14 protein-coding genes and 1 tRNA gene are annotated in these 16,806 nt (G+C 46.3%); 4 read left to right on the top strand and 11 right to left on the bottom strand.

What is annotated here, in order from left to right:
- Window positions 1–86: 86 nt before the first annotated feature.
- Both KNP99_RS11220 and KNP99_RS11215 read left to right on the top strand, forming a co-directional pair.
- Window positions 87–160, top strand: a tRNA-Gly gene (locus KNP99_RS11220).
- 142 nt (window positions 161–302) lie between these two features.
- Window positions 303–1,112: an MBL fold metallo-hydrolase gene (locus KNP99_RS11215; protein WP_214770037.1), complete on the top strand. Its 810-nt coding sequence runs from the start codon at window positions 303–305 to the stop codon at window positions 1,110–1,112.
- 333 nt (window positions 1,113–1,445) lie between these two features.
- On the opposite strand, the gene argF is transcribed toward KNP99_RS11215, so the two are convergent.
- From argF to argC, 7 genes are read right to left on the bottom strand one after another with little or no spacing between them, the layout of a single operon-like run.
- Window positions 1,446–2,378 carry an ornithine carbamoyltransferase gene (gene argF, locus KNP99_RS11210; protein WP_088836373.1) on the bottom strand — a complete coding sequence of 311 codons (933 nt, stop codon included), beginning with the start codon at window positions 2,376–2,378 and terminating at the stop codon, window positions 1,446–1,448.
- On the bottom strand, window positions 2,375–5,410 hold the full coding sequence (gene carB, locus KNP99_RS11205) for a carbamoyl-phosphate synthase (glutamine-hydrolyzing) large subunit (RefSeq protein ID WP_215193239.1): 3,036 nt from the start codon (window positions 5,408–5,410) through the stop codon (window positions 2,375–2,377). Before carB ends, argF begins: the two co-directional genes overlap by 4 nt.
- Entirely contained in the window at window positions 5,400–6,452 is a 1,053-nt protein-coding gene (locus KNP99_RS11200; RefSeq protein WP_214770044.1) for a carbamoyl phosphate synthase small subunit, read from the bottom strand. The genes carB and KNP99_RS11200 overlap by 11 nt, the downstream gene beginning before the upstream one ends.
- The gene (locus KNP99_RS11195; protein ID WP_088836370.1) at window positions 6,449–7,594 is read right to left on the bottom strand and encodes an acetylornithine transaminase; all 1,146 of its coding nucleotides are present in this window, start codon (window positions 7,592–7,594) and stop codon (window positions 6,449–6,451) included. The genes KNP99_RS11200 and KNP99_RS11195 overlap by 4 nt, the downstream gene beginning before the upstream one ends.
- Window positions 7,560–8,333, bottom strand: coding sequence for an acetylglutamate kinase (gene argB / locus KNP99_RS11190; protein WP_088836369.1), 774 nt, complete (start codon window positions 8,331–8,333; stop codon window positions 7,560–7,562). The genes KNP99_RS11195 and argB overlap by 35 nt, the downstream gene beginning before the upstream one ends.
- Window positions 8,330–9,547, bottom strand: a complete 1,218-nt coding sequence (gene argJ / locus KNP99_RS11185) for a bifunctional glutamate N-acetyltransferase/amino-acid acetyltransferase ArgJ (RefSeq protein WP_215193238.1) — start codon at window positions 9,545–9,547, stop codon at window positions 8,330–8,332. The genes argB and argJ overlap by 4 nt, the downstream gene beginning before the upstream one ends.
- A gap of 13 nt (window positions 9,548–9,560) precedes the next feature.
- Window positions 9,561–10,592 carry an N-acetyl-gamma-glutamyl-phosphate reductase gene (argC, locus tag KNP99_RS11180; RefSeq protein ID WP_088836367.1) on the bottom strand — a complete coding sequence of 344 codons (1,032 nt, stop codon included), beginning with the start codon at window positions 10,590–10,592 and terminating at the stop codon, window positions 9,561–9,563.
- An 871-nt stretch (window positions 10,593–11,463) separates the two neighbouring features.
- Here argC and nhaC point away from each other — a divergent pair.
- Window positions 11,464–12,837 (top strand): Na+/H+ antiporter NhaC, encoded by a 1,374-nt coding sequence (nhaC, locus tag KNP99_RS11175; RefSeq protein ID WP_214766686.1) that lies wholly within the window; start codon window positions 11,464–11,466, stop codon window positions 12,835–12,837.
- 242 nt (window positions 12,838–13,079) lie between these two features.
- Entirely contained in the window at window positions 13,080–13,289 is a 210-nt protein-coding gene (locus KNP99_RS11170; RefSeq protein WP_029332693.1) for a DUF3006 domain-containing protein, read from the top strand.
- Window positions 13,290–13,381: 92 nt separating this feature from the next.
- Here KNP99_RS11170 and KNP99_RS11165 read toward each other — a convergent pair whose 3' ends face one another.
- The 4 genes from KNP99_RS11165 to KNP99_RS11150 all read right to left on the bottom strand — a co-directional run bounded on the left by KNP99_RS11165 (window position 13,382) and on the right by KNP99_RS11150 (window position 16,795).
- On the bottom strand, window positions 13,382–13,837 hold the full coding sequence (locus KNP99_RS11165) for a hypothetical protein (protein ID WP_088836365.1): 456 nt from the start codon (window positions 13,835–13,837) through the stop codon (window positions 13,382–13,384).
- Between the two features lie 4 nt (window positions 13,838–13,841).
- Window positions 13,842–14,387, bottom strand: a complete 546-nt coding sequence (locus tag KNP99_RS11160) for a TlpA family protein disulfide reductase (RefSeq protein ID WP_088836364.1) — start codon at window positions 14,385–14,387, stop codon at window positions 13,842–13,844.
- A 123-nt stretch (window positions 14,388–14,510) separates the two neighbouring features.
- Window positions 14,511–15,221, bottom strand: coding sequence for an NAD(P)H-binding protein (locus KNP99_RS11155; protein WP_029332690.1), 711 nt, complete (start codon window positions 15,219–15,221; stop codon window positions 14,511–14,513).
- A 338-nt stretch (window positions 15,222–15,559) separates the two neighbouring features.
- On the bottom strand, window positions 15,560–16,795 hold the full coding sequence (locus tag KNP99_RS11150) for an LCP family protein (RefSeq protein ID WP_214766688.1): 1,236 nt from the start codon (window positions 16,793–16,795) through the stop codon (window positions 15,560–15,562).
- Between the last annotated feature and the right edge of the window lie 11 nt (window positions 16,796–16,806).

Below are 16,806 nucleotides of genomic sequence, written 5' to 3'. Positions count from 1 at the left end.
CATAAAATCAACCGAAATAGCTTTTTTTCATAAAAGTTATGGAAATAACTGCTTTGCTATGCTACTATATTTCATGTAGCACTCATGCGGGTGTAGTTTAGTGGTAAAACCTCAGCCTTCCAAGCTGATGATGAGGGTTCGATTCCCTTCACCCGCTCCAATTTTAAGACATAACATAGGTCAACGACCATAATCCCTCTAGAGGGCAGGCGGCTTGCGCGATGCAAGCCGTCTTTTTTGTTGTCTTCTAGGGTAATTCCTCATCGTTTCAGGGTATAGTTCGATATAAAAGGAGGGATTTCATGATCCAGATGAAGATGCCGGGCGTGACCGTCTATCAAAGTACATTGATGAAAACAACTTCAACCTTGATTGAAACGCCGGATTGCTTGATTGTCGTCGACCCCGGCTGGTTGCCGGATGAAATTGCGACGATTCGCCGAGATGTTGAAATCATCCGCCATGAACGTCCGCTCTATATCGTTTACACCCATGCTCACTTTGATCATATTTTAGGAGCTTATGCTTTTAAAGACGCCATCGCGGTTGCATCGCGTCGGTTCATCGAAACTGACACACAAGTCGCTTTAGAAGAAGTTCAAAATTTTAATGATGAATACTATATCGATTCTCCTGTCCTCTTTCCGGAGATCACGCATATCATTGAAGAATCGGAAACAACACTCACCATCGGATCGACTAAACTTATTTTCTTTTTGACGCCGGGTCATGAAGAAACACACCTATCCTTCGTCGTCATGCCAATGAATTTACTCATTTGTGGGGATTATGCGTCAGATGTTGAAATCCCCTTGATTGAACATGACTCGACGGAATATTTAACGACGCTCGAACTACTTGAATCGTTCATTTATGAATACGAGGTGAAATTGCTCGTACCAGGTCACGGACATATCTGTGATGTGCGGACGGATATGATTGAACGTCTACATCATAGTTATGATTATATTCTCGGCCTCCGTGCCGGAAAAGAGTCGGAATGGTCTGCATCTTGGCAACGAACTCCCTTCATGCATCGCCTCCATGAAAAAAATAAACGACAGGTCAATAAAGAGCATGAAGCCCGTCTCGCACGACGGCAGTTCGATTAATTCCCTTCGTTTCTTTCACCGGAAAAGGGGGACTGAATCATGCGGCAGTCCGATATCGATTTTCACAACGGACGTTTCCGTCCTACATCAACCAAATGGCCGATACTCCCTTTTCTCATGGGATCATCGGCCATTTCAATGCATATTCTTTTCAATCATGGCGTCCGCTTATTTAGGACACGGAGCTCATCTCTTGTAGAAAGGATAAGGAAACACTCGCTTCACGCAACTTCTACAGGAAAAGGGCAAGAGGGCACCTCCCCTGAGAAAAGCGCATGAAAGAATGATTCCTTTTTGATTTTATTTTTCAAGCAACAAACCAACGTCTGTCACTTACTTGCCCAGCAGCTCAATCATCAGTGCTTTTTGAGCATGAAGACGATTTTCTGCTTGATCGAACACAACGGAGTGCGTCCCATCGATGACATCAGCCGTCACCTCTTCCCCACGGTGTGCCGGCAAACAATGTAAGAAGATGACTTCATCTGCTGCCTCGCGAAGCAAAGATAGATTCACTTGATAGCCTGCAAAGGCATTCAGGCGCTCAATCGACTCTGACTCCTGCCCCATGCTCGTAAACACATCACTGTAAATGACTTCTGCACCTTTTACAGCTGCTACGGGATCCGTAAAGAGCTGGATTGTTCCACCTGTCGCCTTCGCGATTTCTATCGCCTGTGCAACGATTTTTTCGTTCGGCGCATACGCATCCGGACTACAAATACGTACTTCCATCCCACTCAGTGCTCCACCGAGCAATAAGGAGTGCGCCATATTGTTTCCGTCACCGATATACGTCAAAATCTTGCCTTGACGAGAACCTAAGTGTTCTTCAATCGTCAGCAAATCTGCGAGTACTTGGCACGGATGATGTAGATCCGTCAGGCCGTTAATGATGGGAATCGTTCCATGCGTAGCAAGCGTTTCGACCGTCTCATGGGCAAACGTCCGAATCATCAATGCATCTACGTAACGACTCATGACTTTGATCGTATCGCTTAACGGTTCTCCGCGTCCGATTTGCATGTCAGCACCACTTAGGACGACCGGGTATCCGCCTAGTTCGACGACACCGACTTCAAATGATATCCGCGTCCGTGTCGATGCTTTTTCGAATAAGAGCGCAACCTTTTTTCCCGCCAGTGCCGTTTGATAGTCGCTTGGGGATTGTTTGACTGCTTTTGCAAGCTCAAGTAGCTCTGTTAAACTTTCAGCCGTCAATTCTTCCAGCGTCAACATATGTTGTAACTTGTGCTTCGTCTTCATCCTTTCATCCACTCCTTTTGCTTGATCATCCATTCGCTTAACGGTTTGACTGGAATCGATGCACAATCACGAACCGCTTCGTAATATTCGGCTAGATGTTGCTCAGTAATGACATGAACGCCTTTTGCAAGGGCTTGTTCCCGGAGTCCTTTTTCTTCAGGAATGAAAGAAAAAAAGGCAACACACTCGTCAAACACAGGGAAATCTCCGAGCGGCGTCGCTTGTCCCCACGCTTCTGTCCCGTGACCAGCAATCGTATGCGCAGGTTTGGTCATGTGACGTTTCGTTGTTTCATCGAATAAGAAACGCTCCTTTGCATGACCATTTTCTGTCCACTGTAACGTTTCTCCGGTCGAACGCATGATCGGACCCGTTTTTGGATCGACATGTGTCAGTTTCAACGTCGAGAAGACCGGTGTCTTGACCGCATGGAAAGAGAGTTCCATCCGCTCTGACGGCAATTCGATTTTTTGACCGATTGCTGCCTTTACAGCCCATTCAAGTAACGGTTGTCCCGTTACCTTCGCGACGATCGGTAATGTCCGTGACGCGCGAGGATTAATTTCTAGAACATAGATCTGTTGTCCCGTGACGACGAATTGAATATTGAACGCTCCACGGTATGAGAGATGCTGACCGATTTTTTTAGAGATCCGCTCGATTTCATTTTGTAGCTGAGCTGAGGCTGACTTTGGCGGAAGAACCATCGTCGAGTCACCTGAATGAACGCCTGCCGCCTCAATTTGTTCCATAATGATTGGAACGTAACTCGTCGTCCCATCTGAAATACAATCGACTTCAAACTCTTGACCAGCGATGTAAGCATCGAGGAGCACGGGGAATGTCAGCGATGGTAAAAGCGCTTCTAACATCGCGTCGTCGTTTAAAATATGCATCCCTTTCCCGCCAATCACATACGATGGACGAACGATTAAAGGATAACCAAGTGCCATCACAGTTTTCTTCAATGCATCAACTGTCATGACTTCTTCTCCCGGAATATGCTTGATGTCTAATTGATCGAGAAAATCGTAAAACCGGTGGCGGTCTTCCATCGCATCAATCGTGTCTGAGGTCGTGCCTAATAACTGATACCCACGTGCTTCGAGATCGGCTGCTAAGCTGATTGCCGTCTGTCCCCCGAACTGAACAAGGACATCTTGGCATTGTTCTGCTTCTAAGACATGAACGACATCCTCAATCGTCAACGGCTCAACGTAGAGGCGATCTGCCACTTCGAAATCCGTCGAAACGGTTTCCGGATTGTTGTTAATCATGATGGTTTCGTACCCGGCACGTTGTAAAGCGCGGACCGCATGGACGGAGCAGTAATCAAATTCAATGCCTTGTCCGATTCGAATCGGACCCGCTCCGATGACTGCGACCTTTTGTTGATTCGATGGTAGTACTTCAGTTCGCCCAGACCAACTTCCGTAGTAATAAGGAGTCGTACTGACGAATTCTGCTGCGCACGTGTCAATCATTTGGAAGGCGGGAGTAATGTCATGCGCTATCCGCAGTTCGTGGACATCTTCCGCTGCCACACCTGTGATGTCAGCAATCTGCTGATCGGTAAAACCGTGCCGTTTTGCTTGTTGAATGGAAACAGGTTTCGTCAGGTCGAGCGAGTCGCGCATCGTCAGCAACCGAGCAAACAGTTCTAAAAAGAGCGGTTGGATACTTGTCTGTGCCGCTAGTTCGTCCTGCGTCGTCGCCTGACGATCGAGCAAGGCGAGCATCGCCAACAACCGTAAATCGGTTGGAGTCGTGATTTCTTTCCACAACTGCTCACTCGTCGCCTCACGCATCCACGATGGATAGAGTGGTGCCTGTTCGACCCCTGCACCACGCCATGCTTTTTGCAGTGCTTCTTCTAACGTTTTCCCCATTGCCATACTTTCACCGGTCGCCTTCATCTGTGTTCCGAGCGCACGGTCACACCCTGAAAATAAATCAAATGGGAAACATGGTACTTTCGCCGTAATATAATCGAGTGCCGGCTCAAAACTCGCCATCGTCTCTTTCGTCACAGGGTTGATGCAGTCATCCAAGCGTTCACCGAGCGCAAGACGTGTCGCTAGTTTTGCAATCGGATACCCTGTTGCCTTCGAGGCCAAGGCGGAAGAACGACTGACACGCGGGTTGACTTCGATGACGAAATACCGGTGCTCTGTCGGATGAATCGCGAATTGGATATTGCAACCACCGATCACACCGAGTACGGAAACGATGCGACGTGCCTCGGTCCGAAGAAGTTGATTCATTCGATCAGAAATTGATTGGATTGGAGCAAAGACAACCGAGTCACCCGTGTGGACACCGACTGGGTCGATGTTTTCCATGTTACAAACGATAATCGTCGTATCGTATGCATCACGCATCACTTCATATTCCACTTCCTTGTAACCTGCGATACTGACTTCGACCAAACACTGGGAAATCGGACTTGCTTGCAGACCGTTCATCGCAAGCGTACGTGCTTCTTCCTTCGTCGTCGCGATTCCACCACCGGTTCCCCCTAATGTGAATGCAGGACGGATGACAAGGGGTACACCGTGGTCCTCCATGAAATTCTCCAGTTCCTCAATCGTTTCAATCGTTTGACTATCCGGGAGTGGTTGATGTAATTCAATCATCCGTTGTTTGAAACGTTCACGATCCTCTCCGTCCCGAATCGTTTCGAGCGATGTTCCGAGCAGCGAAACACCATATTGCTCGAGGATGCCCGCTTCATCCAGCGTGAGCGACAGGTTCAAAGCTGTCTGTCCTCCAACGGTCGCAAGTAAATGCGTCGGGCGTTCTCGTTCGATGATTTCTGTCGCCTTTTCGAGTGTCATCGCTTCGATATATACTTGATCCGCCGTCGACGGATCCGTCATGATCGTAGCCGGATTCGAATTCATGAGAATGACCTCGCAGCCCGCTTCCCGAAGTGTTTGACATGCTTGCGTTCCGGAGTAATCAAATTCCGCCGCCTGACCAATGACGATTGGTCCCGATCCAATGACCATGACTTTTTTGTTATCCAACATGGGCTACCTCCTGTGATAAAACCGAGGCGACGAATTGATCAAACACGACCATTGCTTCTGTCGGTCCCGGATTTGCTTCTGGGTGAAACTGCACTGTCATGATTGGTTGCGATGGATGAATCAATCCTTCAATCGAACCATCGTTAATATGTTCGTATGCCGTAACTAGCTCTGACGCCGCAACACTCTCTGCCTCAACGACGTACCCATGATTCTGCGAGGTCATGAAAACACGACCGGAAGCAAGGTGACGGACGGGGTGGTTTGCCCCCCGGTGCCCGTGATGTTGTTTCGTGATTTGGCAGCCGAAGGCTTTCGCGATGATTTGATGCCCCATACAAATGCCGAGCGTCGGATAATCCATCGCGAGCTGTTTAATTTCTAAGAGAAATGGTTCAAGTTGATCCGGATTTCCAGGACCATTCGAGAACAACAGCCCGTCCGGTTGCAATCTTTTGATGGCGGACGCTTCTGTATCGAATGGAACAACTGTCACGCGCATACCCCGTGCCAGTAAAGCTTCAATCATCGATTTTTTGACGCCATAATCCAGACAAACGATATGTCCATCAGCATTCTCGAGTTCATATGTTTTCATCGTTTTGACGGAGACGGATGCGATTCCTGTCTGATGGCGTTTCTCGTGTAGAGCGTCTGCCTCAATACTTCCCATTTGATCGCCAGATGATCGAAGTTGATGGACAAGCGCCCGTGTATCGACTCCTGTCAGAACAGGTATATCCGCTTCTGCTAACCAGTCGGCAAAATCCGTTCGTGCTCCGTTTTGTGCGAGCGTTTGAACAATGACACCCGCGACTTGAATCTGATTACTTTCTGCTTCATCATGGGCGATTCCGTATTGCCCAATTAGCGGATACGTGAAAACAAGGATTTGTCCACGGTAAGAGGGGTCCGTCAATACTTCTTGATAACCGGTCATACCGGTGAAAAAGACGACTTCTCCTTTAGCGGATGATGTACCGACCAGCTCTCCTGAATACGTTGTCCCATTTGCAAGCGTTAATGTACCTATCCCGTTCATACCATGACCTCCTGTTGGCAGACTTGTTTTATTTTTTCTAGCGCAAGATCTAGTTCCTGTCGTGTCACAAATAGAGACGGTAATAAACGAACTACGTGTGGTCCGGCACTGACGACGAGCATCCCTACTTGTTGAAGCGCTTGGACAATTCCAGCGACCGGTCGTTCGAATTCAATTCCAATCATCAAACCACGTCCTCGAACACTATGCAGACTTGTTTCAGGCAACTCTGCTGCGAGTCTTCTCATCAAGTAATTTCCTTTCTCCTGCACCTCGTGTAAAAGCTCGTCTGTTAAGAGAAGGTCGAGTGTCGCTTCCGCTGCTGTCATTGCTAGCGGGTTCCCGCCAAATGTTGAGCCGTGTGTCCCCGGTGTAAATATGGTTGCCGCTTCCGCAGTCGTGATGATCGCTCCAACCGGAAAACCGCTTCCGAGCCCTTTCGCGACTGTAATGATATCTGGTTTTAGTGGCGTCTGTTCAAAAGCGAAACGTGATCCAGTTCGCCCAATCCCCGTTTGGACCTCATCGACGACGATTTTGACGCCATACGCTTTTGTCCGTTTCATTAACGCCTCCAACCAAGCATCGTCCGCGACGATGACACCACCTTCACCTTGGATGATTTCGAGCCAAACGGCGCCCGTTTTTTCCGTGATGGCATCTAAACTACTTAAGTCGTTGAACACGAGGTGTTTAAAGTCCGCTACCATTTCACCGAACCCTTCTTTGACTTTTTCTTGACCTGTTGCTCCCATCATCGCGAATGTCCGCCCGTGGAACGATTGGCTGAATGACAAGATTTCTGTTTTTTGCGTCCATTTGCGAATTAATTTAAACGCACCTTCATTCGCTTCTGTTCCGCTGTTACAGAAGAAAGCATGACTCAAGTGACTGTTCTCCGTCAGTAGCGTCGCGACACGTTCCTGTTTACTGCTTTCAAATAAATTTGACGTATGCCAAAGCTGACCAAGTTGTTCTTTGAGGCGTTGCTCTACGTAAGGATGCCGATGTCCCGTGTTGCAAACGGCAATCCCCATCATAAAATCAAGATACGTGATGCCTTGCGTATCTTTGACGAACGATCCCGTCCCTTCGACTAATTCGATATTATGACGTTGATAAGTTGGTAGTAATGCGCTCATCTGTTTCCTCCTTGACGCGAGTCCCCTGACTCGTCACGTATTTCCCGGACCGAATCCGAACGTCTGGAATCCCTTGTTTTGATGCTTCAATCACCGCTTCTACTTTCGGAATCATGCCACCATGAATCTCATTTGTCTTTATGCCGCCTTCCAACATTTCTCGCGTGACGACTGCTTGATAAGCACCATCTAACCGGACTCCTTCGACATCCGTCAATAGCTCAAACGCATCGACATCGAGTGCGTTTGCGACGGCAATCGCACATGTATCGCCATTGCTATTAAGCGCACCGGACGGACCGGTAATCAGCGACGTCACGACCGGAATATAGCCTGCGCCGAGTAGCGTTTCAAATAAGGTTTTATCTACGAAGCGAATATCACCAACTGCCCCTAACCCTTGTCGTTGCTCTCCGCCAATGCTTGCACCGTCAATCCCCGTCAATCCGACTGCAGGTAGGTCTGATCGATTGAGCTGATAAACGATTTTTGACTGAACCTCGCCCCCGAGGACACGTTCTGCCCCGAGTAAGACCTCCTCGGTCGTCACACGGACGCCTTCCCGGAAGACGGATTCGATTTCTAAGGTTTCACAATAAGCTGATAAAGCGGGGCCGCCACCATGCAAGATGATTAATTCGTGACCAGCATCGCACCAGTCTTTCCATTCTTTAAAATAACGGGAATCGAGTTGTTCAAAAATACTCCCACCGAGTTTGATCAGTTTTCGTTGTTTCATGTCCGGTAACTCGCATTGATTTTGATATAGTCGTACGTCAAATCACATCCGAAGGCACGTCCGACGGCCGACCCACTATTTAAATCGATTTCAATCGCTACCGTATCCGCCGCAAGTTCATTTGAAGCAAGTGTCTCATCGAACAAAATCGACATACTCTGTCGTAAGACCCACTGTGAACCAATCCGAATATCAATTTTCGAGACATCAATCGGTTCATCGATGCTTCCGATTGCTGCTACAATTCGTCCCCAGTTCGCGTCTTCTCCGAAAATCGCGGTTTTAACGAGCGAAGAACCAACGATTTGTTTGGCGATTTTTCGTGCCAATCGTTCTTCGTCCGTTCCTTGAACCGTTACTTCAATCAACTTCGTTGCGCCCTCTCCGTCTCGTGCAATGAGCTTCGCAAGTTCTTGACAGACATGCGTGACCGCCTGCTCAAACTGCTCCGCTTCTTGCGTATCAAGCATGATTGTCGGCGTTTTTGCCGCACCACTCGCTAACATCATGACCATGTCATTGGTTGAACTATCACCATCGACCGTAATGCAATTGAACGTCCGGTCGATTGAGCGTTTTAATATCGTTTGCAGGACGTTTGATTCGACGGTCGCATCGGTCGTTAAAAATCCGAGCATCGTCGCCATGTTTGGATGAATCATTCCTGACCCCTTCGCAACACCGCAAATCGAAACTTCACTTCCATTCATCAAAAATTGATACCCGGCCGTTTTGATACCTGTGTCAGTCGTTAAAATCGCATGGGCAAAAGCATCCGCTTCTTCTTCCGCCTCACTCGCCACCAGTTGATCGACTCCAGCTACTAACGTGTCGATCGCCAACGTTTGACCAATGATTCCGGTCGATGCGATTGCGACTTGTTCCGGTTTAATCTGTAAGTGATTCGCGATTGCGTGTTGCGACGTATAGGCATGGGTCAAACCTAATTCACCGGTGCAGGCGTTAGCATTCCCGCTATTGACTAAAATGGCATGAATACGCCCCTCTGAGGCTTCCATCGCTTGTTTTGTCACTATAATCGGTGCTGCTTGCATTTGATTTGTCGTATAGACAGCCGCCGCACTCGCTCCTCCTTCACATACCAACAAGCCTAAATCTTTCCGTTTTCGTTTGAGTCCAACATGTATACCTGTCGCCTTAAAGCCTTTTGGTGTCGTCAGCGTCAACGGTGACACGGTTTGTAAGTTCAACACGTTCGTTCCTCCTTTAAATGAATAATGGTTGCTGGGTCAAACCGAGTGCTTCCTCATATCCGCACATCAAGTTCGCATTTTGAATCGCTTGCCCGACTGCACCCTTTTGCATGTTATCAATGACTGAAACGACTGTCAGATGTCCTGTTCTCGCGTCAGCGTATATCGTTAAATCACAGTAGTTACTGCCGACGACCGATTTAATTTCCGGATCATTTCCGTTAATTCGGACGAAGGGTTCGTTCTCGTAAAATGCATGGAGCCACTCACGCCATTGCGTTTCCGATTTATTGATGCGTGGAGTCAATGTCATCGTCGCCATGATTCCGCGATTGATTGGAATTAAATGTGTCGCGAACGAAACGATGGCGTCTTGCCCCGTCACGGTTTGAATGACCGATTCGATTTCGGGGATGTGCTGATGGCGATTCATCTTATACAGACGCATGTTTTCATTCGATCGCACATGATGTGTCTGTTCGCTAAAGGATTTCCCGGCTCCCGATAACCCTGAACTGGCATGAATGATAATCGGCACCGGCTCGATGACCTGTTCTTTTAAAAATGGTAGGAGACCCAGGAGTACGGCCGTCGCATAACACCCTGGATTGGCAATCAAACGACTCGTTTTTATCGCTTCACGGTTCCATTCTGATAGTCCGTATGTTGCTGTTGCTTGAATCATTGGCTCGACCGCTGGTTTTTCGTACCAATGTTCATATGATATTTGGTCGAGACGTAAATCGCCGCTCAAATCGATGACTTTCCCTTTCCAATCTCTCAGCTGCTCTAAGTACTGTTTTGAAATTCCGCTTGGAGTCGCCAAAAAAATGAGTTCCGTTCCAACCTCCTCTAAATGGGAAAGTGAGAACTCCTGTAAGAGGGAATAGTTTTTTTTATTCATGAATGTGTATATTTCCGTAATCGATTCAGTTGCCTTCGAATCACTCACGAGAGAGACGATTTCTAAATGGGGATGTTGCTCAATCATTCGTATCAATTCGACTGCTGTATATCCCGTCGCACCTATGATTGTACATTTCATGTCGGATACTCCTTCGTTAATAATGATAAACTGATTTAAACATATGTATATTTATACTGTCAAATGTATTTTTATTAATTTATAAACAAAAAAAGACTTTGACCGATGACACCTTTCAGTAAGATGTAACTGGTCAAAGTCTTTTTAGTTCATGTTTCTCATCTTTTTTCAGCACGTTGTGCGACGAGATGATCGATTCCAAAAACGCTTGCCCCCATCAAAGCAATAACAACAACAAAAATCGCTGTAAACATATGTATCCTCCTCTTGTTCACAAAATCGACATCACTACTTTCTTATTGTGCAAGATTTTTTATAAAAAAGAAAGCGTTTACGACAAAAAATCGTCACATTTTTTTGTATTCCTGGTTATATTTCTAAATAAAACTCAGGATGTAGACAAACTCTTATGAAAAGCAAAAATTCTACACGGAAATGCTGTCCGTTCACGCTTCCTTGCCTCACCTCGTCTTCAAAGCTGCCGGGGATCGCGGAAAGTTGCTTTCGCAATTTAAAGCGATTCAAGACCGAGCGCGCTCTAAAACGGCTGTACGGTTTGCCTTTCCCTGTGCTACGGCCTAAAAAGCGTCGCTTTTCCGTTGATTCCTACGGGAAAAAGTACGTTTTTAACACGACCTGCCAGATGTAGACAAGACCCTGCTTGTTGTCCGTAGGGTCAGCCTTGCCCTCGCCTGAGGAAAGCAACGAAAAAGGGAAAAGCTTTTTTCACCCCATGTTACTTTGTCTACATGCTGTAAAACTTTCTTAGTTGACGCAGTCAGGAATCTTCGATAAGATTGCATTTGTTCATTACTTTCACACATAAAAGCAAACAAGCATAAACGTAACAAAGATATAAGGAGGTGGAAGCATGCGCATGTCCTTTCGTGAATCCGCAGCTATCCTAGGAATTAGTATCATTATCTTATTGTCCGCATTATTCGGTGCACAGGCCGAACCACATCTCGCTATACTCGCCAGTCTTATTTTTGTTGTAGGGTATGCCGTGTATCGCCGCTTCCCTTTCAGTCAACTTGAAGAACATATGATTAACGGTATTCGAGAAGCGATTAAACCGATTTTAATCATGTTACTCGTCGGCATGACAATCGCCGTCTGGATGATGAGTGGTGCCGTTCCAACCTTGCTCCATTATGGCTTGTCGACATTATCTGCGACCTGGTTCGCGCCAACCGCTTTAATCATCGCGATGATCGTTTCGACCTTTACAGGCAGTTCATTTACTACAATTGGTACGGTCGGTGTCGCCTTGATGGGAATCGCCGTCGTCCTTGGTGTCAATCCCGCCCTTGCTGCAGGTGCAATCATCAGCGGTGCTTGTTTTGGAGATAAAATGTCTCCTTTATCGGATACGACGAATTTCGCACCAGGTATCGTCAACGTCTCTGTTTTTGATCATATTCGTTTTATGATGGGAACAACGATTCCTGCTATCGCGATCACATTTGTTCTCTTCCTTATTTTTGGACGAGGTGAAGGATCAATTGATTCAGAAGCGATTGGAGCAACACAACAAGCACTCGACAGCCTTTTCCGCTTATCTCCTTGGACATTGCTTTCTCCGCTTCTCGTGATGGTACTCGCTATTCGGAAGATGCCAGTCATTCCAACATTGATTGCAGGCGTTTTAAGCGGATTATTACTCACAGGTCTCGTTCAAGGAAATTGGAACATCGCGCAATGGATGTCTGTCATCCAAAATGGTCTCAAGCTCGAAACAACGAATGAAACGGTTGCGAGCATCATTAGTAAAGGTGGCATCCAATCAATGATGTGGTCCGTCTCCCTCGTCATGCTCGCGTTAGCGTTCGGCGGTGTTTTACGTGGTATCGGAGTCATCGATGTCATTATCGAAAAAACCGTTTCGAAACTGCAACGTGACGGGAGTATCATCTCGTCTGCTGCACTTGCTGCAATCGGCGTTAACTTCATGGCAGGTGAACAATACTTGTCTATTTTATTACCGGGACAAGCCTTCAAGAAAATTTTTGAAGAACGGTCAATTGACCCACGGTTTTTATCCCGTGCGCTTGAAGATGGCGGCACACTTGTTAATCCTTTGATTCCTTGGGGTGTATCCGGGGCATTCTTTGCCTCGACACTCGGTGTGCCCGTCACATCGTATGTGCCATTTGCCTTTTTCTTAATTTTATCTCCCCTCTTCACTTTCATCTTCGCCTTTACACGACCGACAAAAAAACAAGTCACGAAAAGTGTCGCGTGACGTAAATCTATTATCAGTAAGGCATACCATTCATAAGTCGAATGGTATGCCTCTTTTTTCTCACTTCTATATGTGAAAGAGGGATATTCAAGCGATTCTCGACTAATTTAGATAAATAAGTGTAAAGATAAAACGAAGTGGGAATATACCAAACATAAGATTAAAATTACAGAGAACTAGAGAGAGATACTGCAACCCTTTTAAAATGGTTGCCTTCGATGTAATTGTAGGAGGAGTCCAATATGATCAAACGTGGTACGCTTGAACGGCTTGATGGTAAATATGCTGTTCTTCTCTGGGAGAACGGTTCAAGTTTTATCCCTCGCCGCTATTTACCGACTGAGGCACGATTAGGTGACACAATACTTTTTGATGGTACAACGTATTCAATTGATGCATCGAGTACATCCCAATCGTCCTTTCAGACGTTTTCCTTTCGGCAAATGGGTTGATGATAATTAAAAAGCCATTTAGACAATGAATTGACTACTTGAGCGTCCTTGCCCACGTCAGTCTTTCCATCTTCTAAATGGCTTTTTCGCGTTTAATCATTCCTTACGTACAAGGATTGATGCCTACATTCGGGACACTTCGCTTGGTGCAAATCGTCAATCGAAATTCGATGTAGTACTGTCTCATCTCGTTCACAGCGATGAATCGGTTCGATGATAGCTGAAGGAATGAAGAGTGCACACCAAAAGCGTGTTGAAATCGTATCGCAACAGGGACACTGAAACAAATCGTATTGATGCGGGACCCACCCGCCTTCAATTGCATCGATATGTGCATGATAGTTCTTAATTAACATCGCCCGGTTTTGATCATCGATGTGCGCTCGGCTAATGAGTGGTTCCTGATAAGGCGGCACGAATAAAAAAGGCAATGCTGTTCTGTACTGTTCTAGTCCATAGGTTAGCATCGAAGGGAATTCCCCCCATTCCTCCCGCTGACCGATTTCAGCGACGATGTGATAAGAACAGTCGCGGCAGTGAATCTCCATTCCCTCATCCTCCCTTTTTCCCTACCATCTCTTTTAGCATACTTGATGTAACAGGACCAATGTGTTTTGCGACGATGACTCCATCCGTATCAATGACGTAAGTCGCCGGCATCGCGACTAATCGATAAGCATTTTCTGATTGGCCCTGCGTATCATAGAGCACCCCGTAATCAACAGGAGTCTCTTTCAGAAAATCGGCTACATCTGAAACCTTTCGTTCGGATGTCGTCACGTTGATGCCATAGACGGGCACGTCCACCGCTTTAGAAAAAGCGTTCAGTTCAGGTATTTCTTGTTTACATGGTGGACACCAGGTCGCCCAAAAATTGATTACGATCAATCGATTCGTCAAATCAGATAGTTCCACCATTTTTCCATCCTGTTCCAACTTGAGATTTGGTGCCTTCATTCCAATCTCTAATCCGCCTTGCGCTTGTTGCGTCGCTTGAGTAAATTCTTTAATCTGTTGTGCTTTATAGGCGTCATAGCTTTTATATGCAATCCCACTAATCGCTAACCCGACAATCACGTATAGTAAATATTTTTTCAACTGCTGTCCACTCCCTCTTTCTATTAGTGTAGCAGAATCAGCCTCTGAATCTATGAAAAACGAGCATACCCTTCCATTTTCCCCGGAAGTGATATGCTCGTTTATATACATCCTTTTTTACTGTCAGTTATAGCGAGGAAGTTGTTGTTTAACCCGACGATTGTCTTTAATGCTTTCAAACGATTCGTCTCCACCAAGCGCTTCATTTAGTGACGTTTTTCCTTGTTTCACCTCTAAACGTCGATTGAAAAGTGCCCGATTATCGACCGATGCCGCCAAAATCGACGCGACATCAATTTCAGAAATCGTTGCATCTTTTACATCTTTTAAATCCTCATCGGCTTCGATTAGTCCAAGACCTTCTCCGTCAACGATGTTGACCGGACAAATGATTGTATACGTCAAACCACTATGCTCAATTTGCTCTTCTGCCGCATTTTTTGCGGCATAGAATGGATAGACTTCTTTTTTAAATTGATTTGGTCGATCAGCGCCATAGGCACTGAGGAGGACAAAATGACGGACACGTGCCTTTTTCGCAGCATCAATCGTTTTTAAAGCAACCGTTCGATCGAGCAACTCAATTTCAGTCGCTTCACCATCGACACCCGCGGTCGCTGCACAAATCACAGCATTTTGACCTGCCACCCCGAGATCAATGACCTTTTCAAGCTCAGTTTCAATGTCGACGTAATGTGCTTTGACACCGAGTTTTTCGAAGCGATCGACGAGATGCTTATGTCGAACGATGACAGTGACTTGATGACCTTTCGCAAGCGACTTGACGACGCGAGCTCCGATTGTACCTGATGCACCTACAACTAATACATTCATATGCTAGGTCCCTCCTCAATAAGCTAGTCACCTCTATTGAACTACTCATACTTATGCAGATAAGAGCTTCCTTCATCGCTTACTCCTGTTAAAAATATCAAAAAGCAATCAAGAATTCTCATCATCCCGACGATTAGGTGTTCGGATTTCGGTACGTCGTCTTTTAAGCCGCCTACTCAAAGATATGTTCATTCCGGCCAAAGAAGCATGAATATTGAAGATATGGACAGGTCTTCAGCTATGATATCTTCCGTTCTCAAAAGCGCAACTGCGTACATCAATTTATACCCGCAATAGGGAGAAGGAAACCTTTCAAAAAGGAACCTATTTTTTTAATGTCAGTCATTCGCCAGTACACCGTAAAACGTCGTCTGTAATTTTTCTCTCAATTGTGTCAGGGCTTTTTCATCCGGGAAATCATAGAAAATGCCATTCAATCGATCACTGACAACGTCAATTTCAAGATATTCTCGCTCAGACATCAATGCCAGGGCTAAGCCTGCTGTCGCCATTTGACGGTAACTGATGTCTAAACTCATCTCCTCTTTCATATAAGCATGTGCTGATGAAATTTTAGTCCAGCCTGTCGGCTTCAACAGATGCGTCGCTACAGCTTGAATGACTTCTGACTGACGATTGGCTCGTGCCCCATCATTGTCTGTTTTTCGGTGACGAGAATAGGCAAGAGCCATCGCTCCATCCATATGGTATTCCTTTCCTTTTTGAAACGCATATTGATTCGCTTTTCCGCTAGCGTCTTGCTCCGAGAATGTTCCTGTCGAAACAAGATCAATCCCGCCGATTTGATCAACTAAACCAATGAAACTATCGAAAGAGATAACGATTTTGCTATCGATGTCTACATCAAGTAGTTCACTGACGGCGTTTTGCGTACACGATTCCCCACCGAACGCAAAAGCATGCGTGATTTTATCTTTTTTCCCATCCTCACAACTGATGGGTGTATACGTATCACGTGGAATCGACGTTAACTGAATCGTCCGTGATAACGGTACGAATTGCATGACGGATAGTGAATCAGACCGTGAACCTCGTAGCGATTCTCCGGGTCTTGCGTCGCTTCCGATCAATAAAAAGGTAAACGGCTGTGAGGCAAACAGGATAAAGCCAATCAATAGAACTAAGAGCAGCCCAAATATTTTTGTTTTGAAGCGACGTTTCTTTCTCTCAACAGGTTGTTTCTTTAAACCATCCTGCCTCGTCTCACGTGGTACCTTTTCTTCCAAACGTCCATTTTTACGTCGATTCGACCGTGTCCGCTCCGCCATAATCGTTCCGACTTGCTTGGCAGACCTTCTGACTACGGTGAAAAGTCGTCCTCCGATACCAGTCCGTGTTTTTTTCTGCGAGCCCCGGTGATTTTGTTGAACTGAACGCGACGTCAAAGTTGGTCCATCCTCGACGTATCGATGATTCTGCCGTTGTGAGGCGTCAATCCGCATTCGCTGGTCTGCTCGATGCTCAATTGGTGTATGTGTCGAAGTACGTCGCATCTGCTCTTCTTCCTGTCGTTTTCGTTCTAGTCGAGAACGACCTGATTGAAACTCATCCATAATAGTACCTC

Origin of the sequence: Exiguobacterium sp. s95, assembly GCF_018618655.1 — a bacterium.
GTDB lineage: Bacteria > Bacillota > Bacilli > Exiguobacteriales > Exiguobacteriaceae > Exiguobacterium_A > Exiguobacterium_A oxidotolerans.
Note: the sequence above shows the minus strand (reverse complement) of the source record. Positions and strands in the feature narration are given on the sequence as shown.

Coding starts and splice junctions, on each gene's coding strand:
- KNP99_RS11215 (WP_214770037.1), top strand. CDS start 303: ATGATCCAGATGAAGATGCCGGGCGTGACCGTCTATCAAAGTACATTG.
- argF (WP_088836373.1), bottom strand. CDS start 2,378: ATGAAGACGAAGCACAAGTTACAACATATGTTGACGCTGGAAGAATTG.
- carB (WP_215193239.1), bottom strand. CDS start 5,410: ATGTTGGATAACAAAAAAGTCATGGTCATTGGATCGGGACCAATCGTC.
- KNP99_RS11200 (WP_214770044.1), bottom strand. CDS start 6,452: ATGAACGGGATAGGTACATTAACGCTTGCAAATGGGACAACGTATTCA.
- KNP99_RS11195 (WP_088836370.1), bottom strand. CDS start 7,594: ATGAGCGCATTACTACCAACTTATCAACGTCATAATATCGAATTAGTC.
- argB (WP_088836369.1), bottom strand. CDS start 8,333: ATGAAACAACGAAAACTGATCAAACTCGGTGGGAGTATTTTTGAACAA.
- argC (WP_088836367.1), bottom strand. CDS start 10,592: ATGAAATGTACAATCATAGGTGCGACGGGATATACAGCAGTCGAATTG.
- nhaC (WP_214766686.1), top strand. CDS start 11,464: ATGCGCATGTCCTTTCGTGAATCCGCAGCTATCCTAGGAATTAGTATC.
- KNP99_RS11170 (WP_029332693.1), top strand. CDS start 13,080: ATGATCAAACGTGGTACGCTTGAACGGCTTGATGGTAAATATGCTGTT.
- KNP99_RS11165 (WP_088836365.1), bottom strand. CDS start 13,837: ATGGAGATTCACTGCCGCGACTGTTCTTATCACATCGTCGCTGAAATC.
- KNP99_RS11155 (WP_029332690.1), bottom strand. CDS start 15,221: ATGAATGTATTAGTTGTAGGTGCATCAGGTACAATCGGAGCTCGCGTC.
- KNP99_RS11150 (WP_214766688.1), bottom strand. CDS start 16,795: ATGGATGAGTTTCAATCAGGTCGTTCTCGACTAGAACGAAAACGACAG.